Here is a 17,796-nt window from a genome sequence, read left to right as displayed (position 1 = left end):
TTCCTTCCTTAAACCATTTTAAATGCATATCAAGCAGTACTTTCCGTCTCAAAAGCACCTGTCTGAAGCCCGCAATGATTACTTCTGTGTCTTCGGAACCTCCAGGATTGCGCCCCGGTTTCCGCTCGTTACAAGCGCTGCGTAACGTGCCAGGTATCCGGTCGTAACCTTCGGTTCTCTCGGCTGCCATTTCTTTCTTCTCTCTGCCAGCTCCTCGTCGGATACGAGTACGTTCAGGGAGTTATTGTTGATATCGATGGAAATAATATCGCCTTCCTCAACCAGCGCGATCGGTCCGCCGACTGCCGCCTCCGGAGAAACGTGTCCGATGGATGCACCTCTGGATGCGCCGGAGAAACGTCCGTCTGTGATCAGAGCTACGCTGGAACCAAGTCCCATACCTGCGATGGCAGAAGTCGGGTTCAGCATCTCACGCATGCCCGGACCGCCCTTCGGTCCCTCGTAACGGATGACAACAACATCGCCAGCCACGATCTTGCCGCCCTTGATCGCTGCAATCGCGTCTTCCTCACAGTCAAATACACGCGCTGGTCCCTGATGTACCAGCATCTCCGGTGCAACGGCAGAACGTTTTACAACGCCTGTATCCGGTGCCAGGTTTCCTTTCAGGATCGCAATACCGCCAGTCTGGCTGTACGGATTGTCGATCGGTCGGATAACCTCCGGATTCTTGTTGACACAGCCCTTGATATTCTCGCCAACGGTCTTGCCGGTTACGGTCATGCAGTCCAGATTCAGAAGGTTCTTCTTGGACAGCTCATTCATAACCGCATACACGCCGCCTGCCTCGTTCAGATCCTCCATATAGGTCGGACCTGCCGGTGCCAGATGGCACAGGTTCGGGGTGCGCTTGCTCATCTCATTGACCAGCTCCATGTTCAGGTCTACGCCTGCCTCATGTGCAATCGCCGGAAGATGCAGCATACTGTTGGTAGAACATCCGAGTGCCATATCCACGGTCAGTGCATTTAAAAATGCCTTTTCTGTCATAATATCTCTCGGACGGATGTTTTTCTCATACATCTCCATAACCTTCATACCAGCGTGTTTTGCCAGTTTGATTCGCTCGGAGTAAACTGCCGGGATCGTACCGTTGCCCTGAAGGCCCATGCCGAGTACCTCTGTTAAGCAGTTCATGCTGTTGGCGGTGTACATACCGGAACAGGAACCGCAGGTCGGGCAGACCTTACATTCGAATTCTTTCACATCTTCTTCCGTCATGGTGCCTGCTGCGTAGGAACCAACTGCCTCGAACATGCTGGAAAGACTTCTCTTCTGTCCCTTTACATGACCGGCTAACATCGGACCGCCGCTGACAAATACAGTCGGTACATTGACGCGGGCTGCTGCCATCAGAAGTCCCGGTACGTTTTTATCACAGTTTGGAACCATAACCAGCGCATCGAACTGATGTGCCAGCGCCATACATTCGGTGGAATCTGCGATCAGATCACGGGTAACCAGAGAATATTTCATGCCGACATGTCCCATAGCGATACCATCACAGACTGCGATCGCCGGAAATACAACCGGTGTGCCGCCAGCCATCGCTACACCCAGCTTCACGGCATTTACAATCTTGTCCAGGTTCATGTGTCCCGGAACAATCTCATTATAAGAACTTACGATACCGACGAGAGGTTTGTTCATCTCCTCTTCCGTCATACCGAGTGCATTAAACAAAGAACGGTGAGGTGCCTGCTGCATCCCTTTTCTTACTGCATCACTTTTCATCTTTTCGTCTCCTTCTATCTCTTTCGACGACCTCCGCCCCTGGTGACAGGGGCGGTTTTTACGTTTATCTTTGATTTTATCGCATTTATGAAATTTTTGCAATCTTTCTATTTAATTCTCTCACAGATCAGCCTGCCCATCTCAACGGTTCCAACCTGCTTGCAGCCATCCGCCATGATATCCACGGTACGGTAGCCCTCGGTCAGTACCTGCTGTACGGCATCCTCGATGGCTTTTGCTTCCTTATCCAGATCGAAGGAATAGCGGAGCATCATCGCTGCGGAAAGAATAGTTGCGATCGGGTTTGCGATGTCCTTGCCTGCGATATCCGGTGCGGAACCGTGGCTCGGCTCATAAAGACCAAATTTGCCCTCATTTAAGCTGGCAGAAGACAGCATACCGATGGAGCCGGTAATCATGCTTGCCTCGTCGGAAAGGATGTCACCGAACATATTCTCAGTCAGGATCACGTCGAACTGTCCCGGATTCATGACAAGCTGCATCGCGCAGTTGTCAACCAGCATATGGGTCAGGGTAACTTCCGGATAATCTTTAGCAACTTCCTCGACTACTTTTCTCCACAGGCGGGAGGAATCCAGTACGTTTGCCTTATCGACGCTAATAACGCTCTTGCGGCGCTTCATCGCGATATCGAATGCCTTGATTGCGATCCGGCGGATCTCATTTTCATTGTAGGTCAGGGTATCTACCGCGGTCGTCACGCCATCAATCTCCTTCGTGTAACGGTCGCCGAAGTACAGACCGCCGGTCAGCTCACGCATGATAACCATATCGAAGCCGTCGCCGATGATCTCTTTCTTTAACGGGCAGGCATCTGCCAGCTCTTTGTAGAGGTATGCCGGGCGGATATTCGCGAACAGTCCCAGACCTTTACGGATGGCAAGAAGACCGGCCTCCGGACGCAGGTTCGGAGCTACATCGTACCAGCGGGAATTTCCCACGTTGCCGCCGACTGCACCGAGCAGGACGGAATCACTCTTTTTCGCGATCTCCAGTGCCTCATCGGTCAGCGGTACGCCGTACTCGTCGATGGAACAGCCGCCCATCAGGATTTTTGTATAATTAAATGTATGACCGTAGACGGCGCCCACCTTGTCCAGCACGCCGCATGCCTCTCTCACAATCTCCGGTCCGATTCCGTCGCCCGGAATCACAGTAATATTGCAATTCATAATAAAATACCTCCCTTGTTTCAAACGGTTACTTTTTATCATATCGGATTCCGTCCTATTTTGCAATCTTCTGACGAAGGAAAACCGGTATTCCCCATATAGTAATTTGGAATTTATTCTATAACCTGGGGTTATCTGTAAAATAAAAAAGAATGTGCCTTGGCACATTCTCGCGCCGAGCGCGGTCGCTTGCGACATGTTTCTGCTTCGCGCGAGTGCGCATCATTGGCACGTTAGTGCCTTTTTGTGTAATAGGGAATTCCAAGGAATTTCCTGTTACACAAAAAAAGGACCGCCGCCCCCATCGGGAGCTGCGATCCTCTCACTTTCTTACCGTTCTTCTTAGACTTCCGGTTTCTCAACCTGAACGATTGCATCCTTACGCATCGGGATGCGGCAGTTCTTGTTGCTTCCGAACTCTACGATTACAGTATCATCGGTCATATCGATAATCACGCCGTAGAAGCCGCTGGATGTCAGAACGCTGTCGCCTACTGCTACGGTTGCCATCAGTTCTGCCTGTTTTTTCTTTTCCTTGGACTGTGGACGGATTGCCATAAAATAGAAGATGGCAATGATAAATACAAGGTAAACGATCATTCCGCTTGTGCTGCTCATGTGGTATATTTCCTCCTTTAGTTCGATTCACCCATCATGCCTGCAAGTTTCTTTGCTTTATACTCAGCATAACAGTGATGTTCGATCGCGTCGCGAATCTCTTCCATCATTTTATTATAAAAATACAAATTATGCAAGACGCATAATCTCATCCCCAGCATTTCCTTCGCCTTAAACAGGTGGCGGATATATGCGCGGGAGTAAGAACGGCATGCCGGGCAGCCGCAGCCTTCCTCGATTGGGCGCGGATCCAGCTCATATTTGCTGTTCAGGAGATTTAATTTGCCATGGTTCGTGTATACATGGCTGTGGCGTCCATTCCGGGACGGGTACACACAGTCAAAGAAATCGACGCCCCGGTCTACCGCTTCCAGGATGTTTGCCGGTGTGCCAACGCCCATAAGATAAGTCGGCTTGTCCTCCGGCAGGTGCGGAACGACTGCATCCAGAATCCGATACATTTCCTCATGGCTCTCGCCAACTGCCAGACCTCCGACCGCATAGCCATTGAGGTTCATTTTGCTGATTTCCTTCGCGTGTTCGATACGGATATCCTCGTAAATCGCACCCTGATTGATACCAAACAGGAGCTGTTCCCGGTTGACCGTATCCGGCAGTGCATTGAGGCGTGCCATCTCATCCTTGCAGCGCGCCAGCCAGCGCGTCGTGCGCTCCACTGATTTCTGTACATAGTCCCGATCGGCAAGACTCGGCGGGCACTCATCAAATGCCATCGCGATCGTCGAACCTAAGTTGGACTGAATCTGCATACTTTCCTCCGGTCCCATGAAAATCTTGTGACCATCGATGTGGGAGTTAAAATAAACGCCCTCTTCTTTAATCTTCCGCAGTCCCGCCAGGGAAAACACCTGAAATCCGCCGGAATCCGTGAGGATCGGGCGATCCCAGTTCATAAATTTGTGCAGACCGCCAAACTGTCGGATCAGCTTGTCGCCGGTACGGACATGGAGGTGGTAGGTATTGGAAAGTTCCACCTGCGTGCCGATCGTGCGGAGATCATCGGTCGAAACCGCGCCCTTGATCGCCGCCACCGTGCCGACATTCATGAAAACAGGCGTCTGGATGGTTCCGTGGACTGTTTTCATTTCCGCGCGTTTTGCGCGGCCATCTTTGTATAAAATCTTGTATTCCATCTTTTTTCCTATACTTTTTACTTCTCTGCCTTTGCCTTCTTGCCAGCCGGTTTGGCATTCTTCTCCATGCGCTTTTTATTCAGCACATACCAGACAGAGCCGGACAGGCATACGGACGAATACGTACCGCAGATCAGACCTACCATCAGCGGAAGAGCAAACTCACGGATGGAAGATACACCCAGGATGTAAAGAATCAGGACCATGACGAAGGTCGTCAGCGTCGTGTTGATGCTTCGCGTCAGGGTCTGGCTGATACTGGTGTTGACGATCGTCTCAGCGGACTCTTTATTGCCCAGAAGCTTCATATTCTCACGGATACGGTCGAAGATAACGATCGTCGCGTTGATTGAGTAACCGACAATCGTCAGCATGCAGGCGATGAACGTCGAACCAACCGACCAGCGCAGCATCGCATAGCAGGTCAAGACAACCAGTACATCGTGCATCAGGGCAAGAACCGCGCCCGCCGCGAACGTGATATTGCTGAAACGGAACCAGATGTAGATCAACATGCAGATCGTCGCAATCGTAACCGCCACAATCGCATCGCGCTTCATCTCCTGGCTGACTGCACCGGAGATACTATCGGCTGTGATCTTCTCTTTATCCACACCAAACTGATCCGCCAGCGCCTGGTTTAACTCTTCGCGCTCGTCCATGTTCAGGGTACGTGTCTTGATGATAACCTCGTTGCTTCCGGCTACCTTCTGGGTCTGTGTGCCAGCTTCGCCGGTAATCTTTTCTACCACCGGAACCACCTGGGAGGAAATATCTTCCAGAGACATATCCTCGTTAAAGGTAACGTTTGTAGAAGTACCGCCTCTGAACTCCATGCTGTAGTTGAGCGGCACACCCATCGAAGACTGATTGTGAACCATGCTACCGACGCCTGCCAGAATGATCACGAGCGACAGAGCAAAGTAAAGCTTGCGGAATTTCAGGAACGGACGCGTCTTCATATCCTTGCGGCATCCGTAGAATTTCGCATCCTCAAAGCCCATCTCATAGAAGCAGTTCAGGGCAAATTTGGTTACAAACAGCGCCGTGAACATAGAAAGCACGATACCGATTGCCAGCGTCGCCGCAAAGCCCTTGACGGTACCGGAACCTCTCCAGAACAGAACCGCTGCCGCAATCAGGGTGGTTACGTTTCCGTCGATGATCGCGGAAAGTGCCTTGGCGAAACCTGCCTTGATCGCATTCTTGACGGATGTTCCCAGACCGATCTCCTCTTTGATACGGGTGAAAATGATAACGTTCGCATCCACCGCCATACCAATCGACAGGATGATACCAGCCACGCCCGGAAGCGTCAGAGTCACCTCAAATGCAACTAACAGGATCAGGATCAGACCGACATACAGGCACAGAGCCAGAGATGCAGCCAGACCCGGAAGCAGATATACGGCAATCATAAATACAATGACAATGGCAAATCCGATCAGACCTGCCTTTAAGCTGGTGGAGATCGCCTCCTGGCCCAGCTTCGCGCCAACTACGTTGGAACGCAGCTCTTCCAGCTCCAGGGACAGGGAACCGATACGGATCGTGGACGCAAGATTATTTGCCTCTTCATAATCCGCCATGCCGTCGATCTGGCACTGTCCGCCTGTGATCGCCTCACGGACGGTCGGAGCAGAAATAATCTGGTTATCATAAATGATATAAATTGGTTTTCCGACGCCATTCGTGGTCGCCTCAGCAAATGCCTGTTTACCTTCCTCGGTAAAGGTCAGAGAAACGACATACGCCTTGGAACCGGTCGCCTTATCCTCGGTCATGCCGGCTTTCGCGCTGGCAACCTGTTTACCATCAAGGATCTGATTTCCTTCAGAGTCCACGAAAATCAGGGAACCCGGTTTTCCTAACTCTTCCAGAATCGCGTTGGCATCCGATACACCCGGAATATCTACGTTGATACGGTTATTACCCTCCTGGTAAACCTCCGCCTCGGTACTGTAATTCTGTACACGCTGCTGGAGCTTGTAGATCGTATCCGCCATATCCTCGGAAGACGGATTTTCTTCTTTCGCCTGATAGGTAATGCTGACACCGCCAGCCAGGTCAAGACCCAGCTTGATCTGATTCATCGTCGAATAGCCGAAATAGCCGAATACGCCGATGGCAATCAGAAGGAGCAGCATCCCCAGGAAGCTTTTTCCTTTTTTGTTCTTCATTCCTCTCTCTCCTTGTTCTCTACTCGTCAGAGCCGTCTGCAAGAGCAGCTTTTATCATGATCGCGCACTCGATACGTTTTTTCTGCATCTCGCACCCGATATCATACGCATCCGTGATGGAACCGTGGAAGTTGTAGGAATTGGCCGCACAGCCGCCACTGCAGTAAAATCTGGCAAAGCAATCCCGACATTTGTCTTTCGCATAGACATTGCAGAGCTTGAACTCGTCGCGGACTGCCGTGTTGGTCACGCCCGTATCCACGTTGCCGAGCAAGAAATCTTCGTTTCCTACAAACTGATGGCACGGATAGAGGTCGCCCCACGGGGTAACTGCCAGATACTCAGTTCCTGAACCGCATCCGGACAGACGTTTTGCCACGCACGGTCCCTGTGTCAGATCGAGCATAAAGTGGAAGAACGTGAAGCCGCGTCCCTCTTTGTGTCTCTTGACATACTCTGCTGCCAGACGGTCATATTCCTCGAGAATCTGCGGAAGATCCGCCTCTTTGATCGCGTAGGGCTCTTCATCCGGTGCTACGACCGGCTCAACCGACATTTTCTTGAATCCAAGATCGGCAAAATGCAGAACATCTTTGCCAAAATCCAGGTTGTTGTGTGTGAAGGTACCACGCACGAAATAATCGCGGTCTCCGCGCTTCTCTGCAAATTTCTGGAACTTCGGCACGATCAGGTCGTAGCTTCCGGTTCCGTTGCGGAATGGGCGCATCTTGTCGTTGACCTCTTTTCGTCCATCCAGACTGAGCACGACGTTTGACATCTCGCGGTTGCAGAATTCCATAATTTCATCGTTTAACAGAACGCCGTTGGTGGTCAGTGTGAAACGGAATTTCTTGTTGTGCGCCTCTTCCTGGGAACGTCCGTACTCGACTAACTGTTTAACCACCTGCCAGTTCATCAGCGGCTCGCCGCCGAAGAAATCGACTTCCAGGTTCCGGCGGTTTCCAGAATTGGCAATCAGGAAATCCAGCGCTTTCTTGCCGACCTCAAAGGTCATCAGCGCTCTGCGTCCATGATACTCGCCCTCTTCTGCAAAGCAGTACTGACAGGCAAGGTTGCAGTCATGCGCGATATGCAGGCAGAGTGCCTTGACAACCGTCTGGCGCTTCTTGAAATCCATAACGAAGTTTTTGTAAATGTCAGCGGTAAAGAGTTCTTCCTGATCGATGAGCTCCTGAATATCCTCAAACGCCTCTCTGATCTCTTCCTGGCTGTATTTCTCTTTTAATGCTGCCGCCGTCTCGTCTTTCAGGGACTGGGCAATCTGAAACGGCTTCTCGCTGTCCGGAATCCGCTCCGATAAAAAGGAAATCACATCGTACAGAAGCGGATCGACCGAATGGACGGAGCCACTGTTGACATCCAGTACGATATAATATCCATTATTTATATACTGATGAATCACTGTCTTTCTCCTTCTATAAGACATAGGCAGGCAGACAACCCGGAACATATGCAGTCCTCTCCTCGGACCGCGCTCCGTCTTGTCTGCCTCCCTGTGTCAACTCTGCGTTTTCTCAGACTCCAGCTCTCCCACTCATGAAAAGCTCTGATTTATCAGAAAACGCCTCATTTGTTTTGTACTGCCAATTAGCGGTTCTGGTTCTCGCAGCTCTGGTTACCTACAGTACAGGATGTCTTACATGCAGACTGGCAGGATGTCTGGCACTCGCCGCAGCCGCCTTTCTTCATGCTGTTCTTCAGTGTGCTTGCGCTCAGTGTCTTTACGTGTTTCATCTCTATGTCCTCCTTCATTTTTTTAGTATATAAAGTCCTACAGATTATATCATATGTTGCCCGCTTGTGCAAGCATTTCAATTTACCGTGTTTCTCACAGATTCCGGCTTTTTTGGAACTGTTCACGGGTAGGCACTTTTGGAACCGAAAGTGCCGTAAGAAAACGTGGTGGCAGCAGGAATTTGCCGTATTGAGATGCGAAGCCACGGCAAATTCCGTTACTGGGCACGTATGAGTGAACAGTAACGCTTGTTTGTAACAGCGTTTCATTCTTCAGGCATATTTGTCCTTCTTTGTTCATATGAATAGAAAAAGAATGCACACAGGTATTTTATCATGGAAAAATCAGCTATCCAGATTCTGCTCCGTTCTTCCCTCTTCTCCTACGCGGCAACTGCTGTCTTTCTGCTTCTGCTCGCGTTTGGGATGTACCGTTTTCAGTGGGGTGAAAAGGAAATCACGCTAGGAGTACGCGGCATCTACATTCTCGCCTGCTTTCTGGCAGGACTCGTCGCCGGGAAGAAAGCAAAAAGGCGCCGGTTCCTCTGGGGATTCTGCGCCGGCGCCCTTTATTTTCTTATTTTTCTAGCTCTGTCTTTTGCGATCCGACATTCCCTCAAGGAGACTGCCTCATCCCTGCTGCTTTCCTTCGCCCTCTGCGCCGGAAGCGGCACCATCGGCGGTATGTTTAGCTAACGCCGCCTCCGATGGGCTTAACAGGTACAGATGAATCTTATCGATCCGGTTCTTATCCACACATTCAACGACGAGGCGGACGTTTTCCACCACAACCTCTTCTTTTTCCTGTGGAAGATGGTTCAAAAGTCCGATCACCAGTCCGCCGATGGAATCATATTCGTCTGACTGGAGTTCCAAATTCAGGCGTTCATCCAGATCGTCGAGTTTGACCGAACCATCTACCATGTATTCTCGCGGGGCGATGCGCTGAATGGATTTTTCCTCGTCTCCATCGTACTCGTCCCGGATATCTCCGACAATCTCCTCCAGCATATCTTCCAGCGTGATAAGACCGACCGTCGAACCGTACTCGTCGAGCACGATCACGATGCTGATCGCTGCTTTCCGCATCTCGCGCATCAGCTCAGCAACCTTCTTAAACTCATATGTATAGAGAGGTTTCCGCAGATATTTCCGGACAGAAAAGCCCTCTTCCCCGCCTTTTAAGAAAATATCCTTGATGTTCAGAACACCGATGACATTGTCCGTCGTCTCCTCATAGACCGGGTAACGCGTGTATTTCTCACTGCGGAATACCTCCATCAGCTCGTCATACGTCGCATCCACGTCCACAAACGTCATGTTGACCTTCGGAAGCATGACATCGCGCGCCACGGCGTCCCCGAAATCAAACACATTGTTGATCATCTTCTTCTCTTCGGACTCGATGACGCCCTCTTCGTGGCTGACCTCCACGATCGTCCGCAGCTCATCCTCCGTGATGGACTCGCCCTTTGCCTTCACATCCACGCGAAGCAGCTTCAACACTAAAAACGAGAGCTGGTTGACCACAAAAATGACCGGTGTCAGCACCGTCATGATATAATAAATGATTTTGGCGAACCGAAATGCAATCCGCTCAGCCTGTATCGTCGCCACCGTCTTCGGCGTGATCTCGCCGAAGATCAGGATCAAAAGCGTCAGAATGCCCGTCGCAATCCCTACGATCTTGTTGCCCCAGATGTGGGTGGCAAGAACCGTCGCAAGAGAAGACGCATACAGGTTTACCACATTGTTGCCGATCAGAATCGCACTCAGCATTTTACTCGGATCCTCTATGATCTTTAATACATACTCTGCCTGCTTATCGCCATTCTCCGCCAGCGTCCGCACCCGGATCTTGTTGACCGTCGTCAGCGCCGTCTCCGCAGAAGAAAAGAAAGCCGACATCAAAAGCAGCAGTATCAAAATCAATAGCTGTATCCCATCACCAGAACTCAAAAAACTCAACTCCTATCTCCCCTTATAGGGGATTACTCTTTTTTAAGGTTGATTCTACCGTATTTCATAGGTTCTGTCAATAAAGACAGGCTTGCATTTCCATTCTTCTGCCATCTCCGGGAGTTTGACAGTTGAATAATAGAAAAATACCTTACAGGCCGCATAGAACCTGCTTTTTTTGTGTCAAAAAAATTCGGAGTCTTTTTATATTGCAAAAAGCTATATTAATAACGAGGGAAAAAGTACATCTGTTAATGTGCGTAAACTGGGAACACTTAAAGAACTCCTTATTAAACATGGACCTCATACTCTCTGCTCCACCATGCCTGATATCCCGTATTTTCGGTCACTATTTCCTTATCATTAAAGCATATTTCAGTCTCTGCCGGAATCTCAACAAAGCTTGGGCGTGACATATAAATCTTTATGTTATCCATTTGAAATATCATTTTAAGAACATTCGGACCACATTCTTCCATTGCACTTTATTTTACTTTACCCTATAATGTTTATAAAAACAATCCAATTCTTACAGTCATAAAAGATACGGAACGACTGCCCTGGCAGCCATATCCTATTTTTATATCATAAAGGAGATAAGCAAATGAATTTATCCCTCGGAATCGACATCGGCAGTTCCAGCACCAAGGCGGCGGCGCTGGATGAGCATGGCACTCTGCTTGGTACGCTTCAGGTTCACGCGGATGACCCGCGCACCTCGGCTTACGGTGTTCTCGGGCGTTTCCTGGATCAGCAGGGCGCTTCGTTTGACGATGTTGAAAAAATCGTCCTGACCGGGCTCGGTTCGACGTATTTCCATGAAAATATCTTCGGCATCCCGACCATCCATGCCCTGGAGCTGGATGCCATCGGACACGGCGGCCTATACCTGTCCGGGCTTGACGAAGCGCTGGTGGTCAGCCTTGGAACCGGCTCTGCCTTTATCCGCGCTTCCAGGACAAACGGCTTCCGTCATCTGGGCGGAAGCGGCGTCGGCGGTGGGACACTTGCCGGCATGGCGGAGCGTTTTCTCGGCGTCACCGACATTTTTGCCCTCTCAGAGATGGCGCTGCGCGGCAATAAGGCCATGGCAGATCTCCGCATCGCCGACGTGCAGGAGGAAGATGTCCCGGGACTTGCCGCCGACTTAACCGCTGCCAATTTTGGGCGAATCAAAAGCGGCGCCTCGGATGCTGACCTGGCTGCCGCTCTTTTCAATATGATTTATGAAAATGTGGGTGTGATGGCGTCCCTGGCTCTCAGCCAGGACACCACCCGGAATGTCGTCCTGACCGGTTCTCTCGCCAGCCTTGCACCTGCTGCAAAGACCTTTGACATTTTCAATCAGATGCACGATGTCTTTGGAATCGACTATATCATTCCGCCTCATCCGTCTTTCGCCACGGCAGTCGGAGCGCTTTTATGTGAGCCTCTGCCGGAGAACTAAGATCACGGACGGCTCCCAGCAGATCGGAGGCTGCGATCAGGGCGCTTCCTGCGAAGATAAAAAAGTCTCCCAGATTAAAGACGACCTTTTCCAGGTATTTACACCGGATGCTGAAATAATCTACCACATAACCGCGTTTGAGGCGGTCATACAGGTTACTTAAACCACCCGCCGTGATGAGGGCAAAACCGATCCGATCGGCTTTTCTGCCTTCGTCCCGGCACAATAACCATGTCAGAATGCCCGCTGCCGCCGAGGTAAAGACAACCGGCACCATGCGGACCAGTTCTTTCTTTTCTTTTTTTACTCCAAAACAGAAACCGTCGTTGTGATTGCGGTACAGGCGGATCTTTCCATGGCTTTTTCCCATGTCGCGCGGAAAATCTTCCGGTTTCTGGGCTTCTATGTTTTCCTTGCAGAAATAATCGATGCCGAACAGGGCAGCTATCATATACAGGTATTTTTTCATAAGGGCACCTCCTCATATAAATGTCATTATCTAACTTATATTTATTATAACAAGTTTTTCCGACAGAGTATAGGGAAGCTTTCGTATTTTACCGCATATCTTATCTTAAATTCTAAAAAATCTCTATGGAAAACGCTATGAATTGCTCTTCTCTTCCAGACAACCAAACCGCCGATTTTATCGAACGTTTTTTTCCTTTTACCTATAACCAGATTTTGGAAAATGATTCCGGCTGCTATGATTTTGTCAATCATGAGTATGTGATCTGGCACCGGTCTCTAGCGGAGGCGCTGCCGCTCTCAGTCCAGCAGTATGGCTATGACTCGATCCCGAATCTTTATACCATATTAGATACATCCAGCCTGGACAGCGCAGGAATTTCCCGGACCGCAGAACAGCCATTCCTGGGAAACAAGGGGCGCGGGACGCTGATTGGGATTGTGGATACGGGGATCGATTATACAAATCCCTTGTTACGCGATCCGGATGGAAGCACGCGCATCGCCGCCATCTGGGATCAGACGATTCCGGGCGAGGGGCTTAGCACGCCGGATCCGATCGATGCGCTGCACTACGGAAGTGTCTACCAGCGTTCCCACATCAACGAGGCGCTGCGCTCGGAAGATCCGCATTCCATCGTCCCCACCTCGGATCCTCTCCGCCACGGCACGCAGATGGCGCTGGTCGCCGCCGGTTCCGAAGATGCCGATGCTTTTTTCTCCGGGGCGGCGCCGGAATCGGAACTGGTCGTTGTCCGCTTGAAACCAGCCAGAACCTATCTTCGCGATTTTTTTCTGATCCGCGAGGATGCCATCGCCTTTCAGGAGGACGACATCATGCTCGGAATCAAGTTTCTTCTTTATATTGCCAGACAGGAGAAAAAGCCCCTTGTGATCCTGCTGGGTCTTGGCACCAATACCGGAAGCCACAGCGGCACTTCGCCGCTTGGTCTATATCTGAACAGCCTGTCGCGCGCCAGCGGGCAGATTCTGGTCGCCGCCGGAGGCAATGAAACCGGGCGCGGGCACCATTTTCGCAGTGTATTTCCTGCTTCCACCTCCTATGAGGATGTGGAACTGCGGGTCGGTCCCGGCGAACGGGGATTTACGCTGGAACTGTGGGCGCGTGAATCGGAGCTTTACAGTGTCGGATTTTTATCCCCCTCCGGCGACGAAACGGGACGCATCCGGCTCTCCGGCGACGAAGAACGCCGGATTCCCTTTCTTCTGGAAGGAACGACCATTCACCTCAACTATACCAGCTCCGAGCTGGCGACCGGAAGCGAACTGATCCTGATGCGCTTTGATGCCCCCGCCGCCGGAATCTGGAAAATCCGCGTCTACCACACGCTCTCGATTCAGGGTGAATATCATATGTGGCTGCCGGTGCACGGCTTTATCTCGGATGAAACCTTCTTTCTGCGCCCGGATCCGGACACAACCATCACCGATCCGGGCAATACAGCAGCCATCATCACCACCGCCGCCTACAGCCACCAGACGGGCGGGATCTATCTGCATTCCAGCCGCGGATTTACCCGCACCGGAGCTATCAAGCCCGACCTTGCCGCCCCCGGCGTCCGGCTCCCGCTTCCCGATTATCAGGAGGTAACCGGAACCTCATTTGCCGCCGCCATGACCGCCGGAGCCGCCGCGATCCTGCTCTCCTGGTCTGCCTATACGCCATCAGCCCCGCGGATCAACACCTCGATTGCCAAGGCGTTTCTGATCCGCGGGGCTGACCGCCGAAATTCCATCGAATATCCCAGCCGGGAGTGGGGGTATGGGACGTTAAACCTATATAACTCTTTTTTATCCATGAGAAGTTAATTAACTTCTGCTGTTTTCTCTTCACACACAAATTGCTTTTCCAGATCCTTACATCGATAACTTTCACCACATCCATGACACCGTTCACCGATCATGCTCCTGAAAAGCTATTACCCCCGCATCTCTATCCGCGGACCGCCCTTCTTCTCCAGATACGGGCGCGTGATCACAACGGATCCGATATTCGGATCTTTCGGGATCTCATACATGATATCCATCATAAAATCCTCTAAAATTGCACGCAGCGCACGGGCACCCGTATCTTTTTCCAGCGCCCGCTCGGCGATCCACTCCAGTGCATCGTCCTCAAACACCAGTTTGACCTCATCCAGCGCCAGCAGGCGCTCATACTGCTTGAGGATCGCATTTTTCGGTTCTTTCAGAATCCGCATCAGCAATTCCTTTGTCAGCCCCTGCAGGCTCACAAGCACCGGCAGACGTCCGAGAAACTCCGGAATCATGCCAAAATTCCGCAGATCTTCCGTTGTCACCTGGCTCAAAATATCCGGATCATTGTCAAATTCATCCTTCAAATGGGAGTTGAAGCCCATCGTGGAACGCTTTTTCAGGCGCTCCTTGATGATATCATCCAATCCCGGAAACGCGCCGCCACAGATAAACAGGATGTTGTTCGTATCCACAGTCGCCATCGGCGTGAGCGCATTCTTCTGGTTTGAGCCGACCGGCACCTCTACCTGGCTGCCTTCCAGAAGTTTTAAAAGCTCCTGCTGTACCGACTCACCGCTGACATCGCGGCTCATCGTATTTTTCTTTTTCGCAATTTTATCGATCTCATCGATGAAAATGATGCCTTGCTCAGCTTTCTCCACATCATTTCCAGCCGCTGCCAGAAGCTTGGAGACTACGCTTTCTATATCATCTCCGATATATCCAGCTTCCGTGAGCGCCGTCGCATCCGCGATCGCCAACGGCACATCCAAAAGCTTCGCCAGCGTCTTGACCAGGTACGTTTTTCCGCTTCCGGTCGGTCCCAGCATCAGGATGTTGGATTTCTCAATCTCCGGCTCGCCGCCCTGCATCTGCATTCCCTGTGCCGCCGCGTTTTCCGCCTTTTCTTCCGTATTTTCATTTGCCCGGAGCTCGTCCTGCTGCCGGAGAATCACGCGCTTATAATGGTTGTAGACTGCCACTGAAACTGCCCGTTTCGCCCGCTCCTGCCCGATCACATACGTATCCAGCTGCGCCTTGATCTGGTGCGGTGCCGGAACATCCTTCATCGTCAGAAATTTCTCCGCGTCTTTTGCCTTGCTCTTTTTCTTGATCTTATTTTTCTCTGGAATCTCTGTATTCGGCATCTGCATGCCCGCAAAATCATTGAGATTCATGTTCATAAACGGCATATTTTGAAGCTTGGAAAAGTCCATGCCCGACTTGGAAATCGAGTCAAATGCTTTCTGCATACACTCATGGCAGAAATTCATCCCGCCCGGCATCGTGATCATCTCTCCCGCCTTGCTCTCCGGGCGACGGCAGACGTAGCAGATTTTCTCGTAATCATCCGAATGATCTGTACTGGTTTTATTTGTATCTGTTTCGTTTATATTGGTTGTCGTATCTATATTCTGGTTATCACTCATATTTTTATATTTCCTCCAATCTGAAAGCACCTTTTCATTTTATCATAGCTTGCGAAAAACGTAAATCATAACAGCAGCCGTCATTTCGTTTTAAAAATAAAAAAATTTCCTATGAAACAAAAAGACAGATGAATCACCGCCCTCTCTGATTACAAGAGGATCTACCGGCGGTTCACCTGCCTTCTTTTCTATATCTTCCTGATTTTATTCATTTCCGCTTCGCAACAGTTCCGTATCTTCACCGTTACGGGCAACTATCCATTCCAGCCCACTTCGCTGATGGGGTATTTTCTATCTTCCCAGTTTTCTCTGCGGACTTGCCTGTGATTCACTCTGGCTCTCGTTCTGGCTATCCTGGCTCTGCGGCATATCGCTCTTGGAGCCCAGTGTAATCTGTACGTTTCTCTCGACATATTTGCCATTTTCCAGACTCTGTACCGTCATGGTAACGGTGGAACCTGCCTTATAGTAAGTCAGCATTTTCTTGAGATCATCACCATTCTTTACCTTCTCACCGTCAAACTTGGTAATAATATCGCGCTCCCGCAGATCCGACCTGGATGCCGCGCCGCCCGCAACAATCTTGTATACATAGATACCTTCCGGCATGCCATACGCCTGCGCCATCTGGCTGTCGATATTCTGAAGCTGGATTCCCAGATAGCCCTGCTCATTCTCATCGACAGCTACCTTCGTCGTCTTCGTCATCAGGTCGCTGATAATATCCTTTGCCTGTGAAATCGGGATCGCATAGCCGATGCCCTCAACACTGGTGTCCGAATACTTCGCCGCATTGATGCCGATAACTTCACCGTTCATATTTAAAAGTGCGCCGCCGCTGTTGCCTGGGTTGATCGCCGCATCGACCTGCAGAAGTGTCCGCTCTACGTCGTTGATGGTTAGCTTTTTATTTAAAGCGCTGACATAACCGACGGTAACCGACTGCCCCTGTCCCAGTGCGTTACCGATTGCCACAACACCCTGTCCCAGCTTCAGGGAATCAGAATCGCCCAGATCGGCTGCCTTAATCTGTTTTCTCGTTTCTTCCGGTATATCTGAAAGCTGTACGGCAATGACTGCCAGATCCGAATCGGAATCAGTACCTTTGACCGCTGCCTTAACGCTCTGGTTATCAATAAAGGTAACCGAAAGTTCCTCGGAATCTTCAACGACATGGTTATTGGTAATAATCAGAAGTTCCGTGTCATTCTGTCCGGCAATGATACCGGAACCGCTGCTCGGCACCTCGTACTGCTGCTGACCAAACAGCCAGTTGTTCTGTGTATAAATCATCTTGTTGTTGATCGCTACAACGGACGGCATCGCTTTCTCTACAATCGAAGAAACATCGTTGCCAATGGAAGCCTGCGTTTTAGTGCCCGCATCTGCCTGTGTCTCCTGGGAAACCTGACCGATCGTTTCCTGTGCGGTCTCACCCGGAAGAAGCCGGTTTGAAAGTGCATTCACGCCAACCATGGTTCCGCCTGCCACACAGCCAAACAGAATGCCCGACATCACAAGTGCCGCAATTTTCTTACCAGTATTCTTAGAGCCATGTCCCCGGCCACTCCGTTCTTCCGGAATATAGCTGCGTTCCGGCTGCTTCTCTGCATTCTCTTTCGGATCTGCTCCGGCTGCTGCCTCCGGTTCTCCATCGAGACTGCCCCGGTAACGTGAATCATGATAACCGCCATAATCGGAAGTTTCTTCTTTTTTAGCAGTATCGTTATTCTTTTCCTCATAAGCGCTGTCCGAATAAGCGCCCTCCGTATAATCTACATCCTGATCGTGTCTCTCATTTCTTTCATTCTCGTCATACATATATTCATACCTCCTGTT

The 17,796-nt window shown here is 50.7% G+C and carries 14 protein-coding genes; 3 read left to right on the top strand and 11 right to left on the bottom strand.

Annotation, left to right across the window (positions count from 1 at the left end):
- Positions 1–78: 78 nt before the first annotated feature.
- The 7 genes from ilvD to scfA all read right to left on the bottom strand — a co-directional run bounded on the left by ilvD (position 79) and on the right by scfA (position 8,655).
- A complete protein-coding gene (ilvD, locus tag DWZ45_RS13425) occupies positions 79–1,755 on the bottom strand; it encodes a dihydroxy-acid dehydratase (RefSeq protein WP_107001470.1) in 1,677 nt (558 codons plus the stop codon).
- A 107-nt stretch (positions 1,756–1,862) separates the two neighbouring features.
- Positions 1,863–2,948, bottom strand: coding sequence for a 3-isopropylmalate dehydrogenase (leuB, locus tag DWZ45_RS13420; RefSeq protein WP_118469415.1), 1,086 nt, complete (start codon positions 2,946–2,948; stop codon positions 1,863–1,865).
- 342 nt (positions 2,949–3,290) lie between these two features.
- Positions 3,291–3,566, bottom strand: a complete 276-nt coding sequence (gene yajC / locus DWZ45_RS13415; RefSeq protein ID WP_022359870.1) for a preprotein translocase subunit YajC — start codon at positions 3,564–3,566, stop codon at positions 3,291–3,293.
- Between the two features lie 17 nt (positions 3,567–3,583).
- The gene (tgt, locus tag DWZ45_RS13410) at positions 3,584–4,720 is read right to left on the bottom strand and encodes a tRNA guanosine(34) transglycosylase Tgt (RefSeq protein ID WP_118469414.1); all 1,137 of its coding nucleotides are present in this window, start codon (positions 4,718–4,720) and stop codon (positions 3,584–3,586) included.
- 17 nt (positions 4,721–4,737) lie between these two features.
- Positions 4,738–6,900 carry a protein translocase subunit SecD gene (gene secD, locus DWZ45_RS13405; protein WP_117796027.1) on the bottom strand — a complete coding sequence of 721 codons (2,163 nt, stop codon included), beginning with the start codon at positions 6,898–6,900 and terminating at the stop codon, positions 4,738–4,740.
- Between the two features lie 19 nt (positions 6,901–6,919).
- The gene (gene scfB, locus DWZ45_RS13400) at positions 6,920–8,323 is read right to left on the bottom strand and encodes a thioether cross-link-forming SCIFF peptide maturase (protein ID WP_107001519.1); all 1,404 of its coding nucleotides are present in this window, start codon (positions 8,321–8,323) and stop codon (positions 6,920–6,922) included.
- 185 nt (positions 8,324–8,508) lie between these two features.
- A complete protein-coding gene (gene scfA, locus DWZ45_RS13395) occupies positions 8,509–8,655 on the bottom strand; it encodes a six-cysteine ranthipeptide SCIFF (RefSeq protein ID WP_022359867.1) in 147 nt (48 codons plus the stop codon).
- Positions 8,656–8,991: 336 nt separating this feature from the next.
- Between scfA and DWZ45_RS13390 the strand changes: the two genes are divergently transcribed.
- Positions 8,992–9,351 carry a TIGR04086 family membrane protein gene (locus tag DWZ45_RS13390; RefSeq protein ID WP_118469413.1) on the top strand — a complete coding sequence of 120 codons (360 nt, stop codon included), beginning with the start codon at positions 8,992–8,994 and terminating at the stop codon, positions 9,349–9,351.
- Here DWZ45_RS13390 and DWZ45_RS13385 read toward each other — a convergent pair.
- Positions 9,286–10,614 carry a hemolysin family protein gene (locus tag DWZ45_RS13385; RefSeq protein WP_118469412.1) on the bottom strand — a complete coding sequence of 443 codons (1,329 nt, stop codon included), beginning with the start codon at positions 10,612–10,614 and terminating at the stop codon, positions 9,286–9,288. The genes DWZ45_RS13390 and DWZ45_RS13385 overlap by 66 nt on opposite strands.
- Positions 10,615–11,218: 604 nt before the next feature.
- On the opposite strand from DWZ45_RS13385, the gene DWZ45_RS13375 reads away from it, so the two are divergent.
- Complete coding sequence (locus DWZ45_RS13375; protein ID WP_107001464.1) at positions 11,219–12,061, top strand: BadF/BadG/BcrA/BcrD ATPase family protein; 843 nt, start codon at positions 11,219–11,221, stop codon at positions 12,059–12,061.
- On the opposite strand, the gene DWZ45_RS13370 is transcribed toward DWZ45_RS13375, so the two are convergent.
- Positions 11,991–12,530, bottom strand: a complete 540-nt coding sequence (locus tag DWZ45_RS13370) for a signal peptidase II (RefSeq protein ID WP_118469411.1) — start codon at positions 12,528–12,530, stop codon at positions 11,991–11,993. The genes DWZ45_RS13375 and DWZ45_RS13370 overlap by 71 nt on opposite strands.
- A gap of 137 nt (positions 12,531–12,667) precedes the next feature.
- On the opposite strand from DWZ45_RS13370, the gene DWZ45_RS13365 reads away from it, so the two are divergent.
- A complete protein-coding gene (locus tag DWZ45_RS13365) occupies positions 12,668–14,359 on the top strand; it encodes a S8 family peptidase (protein WP_118469410.1) in 1,692 nt (563 codons plus the stop codon).
- 110 nt (positions 14,360–14,469) lie between these two features.
- On the opposite strand, the gene clpX is transcribed toward DWZ45_RS13365, so the two are convergent.
- Positions 14,470–15,957: an ATP-dependent Clp protease ATP-binding subunit ClpX gene (gene clpX / locus DWZ45_RS13360; protein WP_117796032.1), complete on the bottom strand. Its 1,488-nt coding sequence runs from the start codon at positions 15,955–15,957 to the stop codon at positions 14,470–14,472.
- Positions 15,958–16,248: 291 nt separating this feature from the next.
- Complete coding sequence (locus tag DWZ45_RS13355) at positions 16,249–17,778, bottom strand: trypsin-like peptidase domain-containing protein (RefSeq protein WP_118469409.1); 1,530 nt, start codon at positions 17,776–17,778, stop codon at positions 16,249–16,251.
- Between the last annotated feature and the right edge of the window lie 18 nt (positions 17,779–17,796).

This window comes from Clostridium sp. AF32-7AC, from assembly GCF_003477925.1.
Taxonomy (GTDB): Bacteria; Bacillota; Clostridia; order Lachnospirales; family Lachnospiraceae; genus Otoolea; species Otoolea fessa.
The sequence above is the reverse complement of the archived record's forward strand: the minus strand, read 5'-3'. Positions and strand labels throughout refer to the sequence as shown.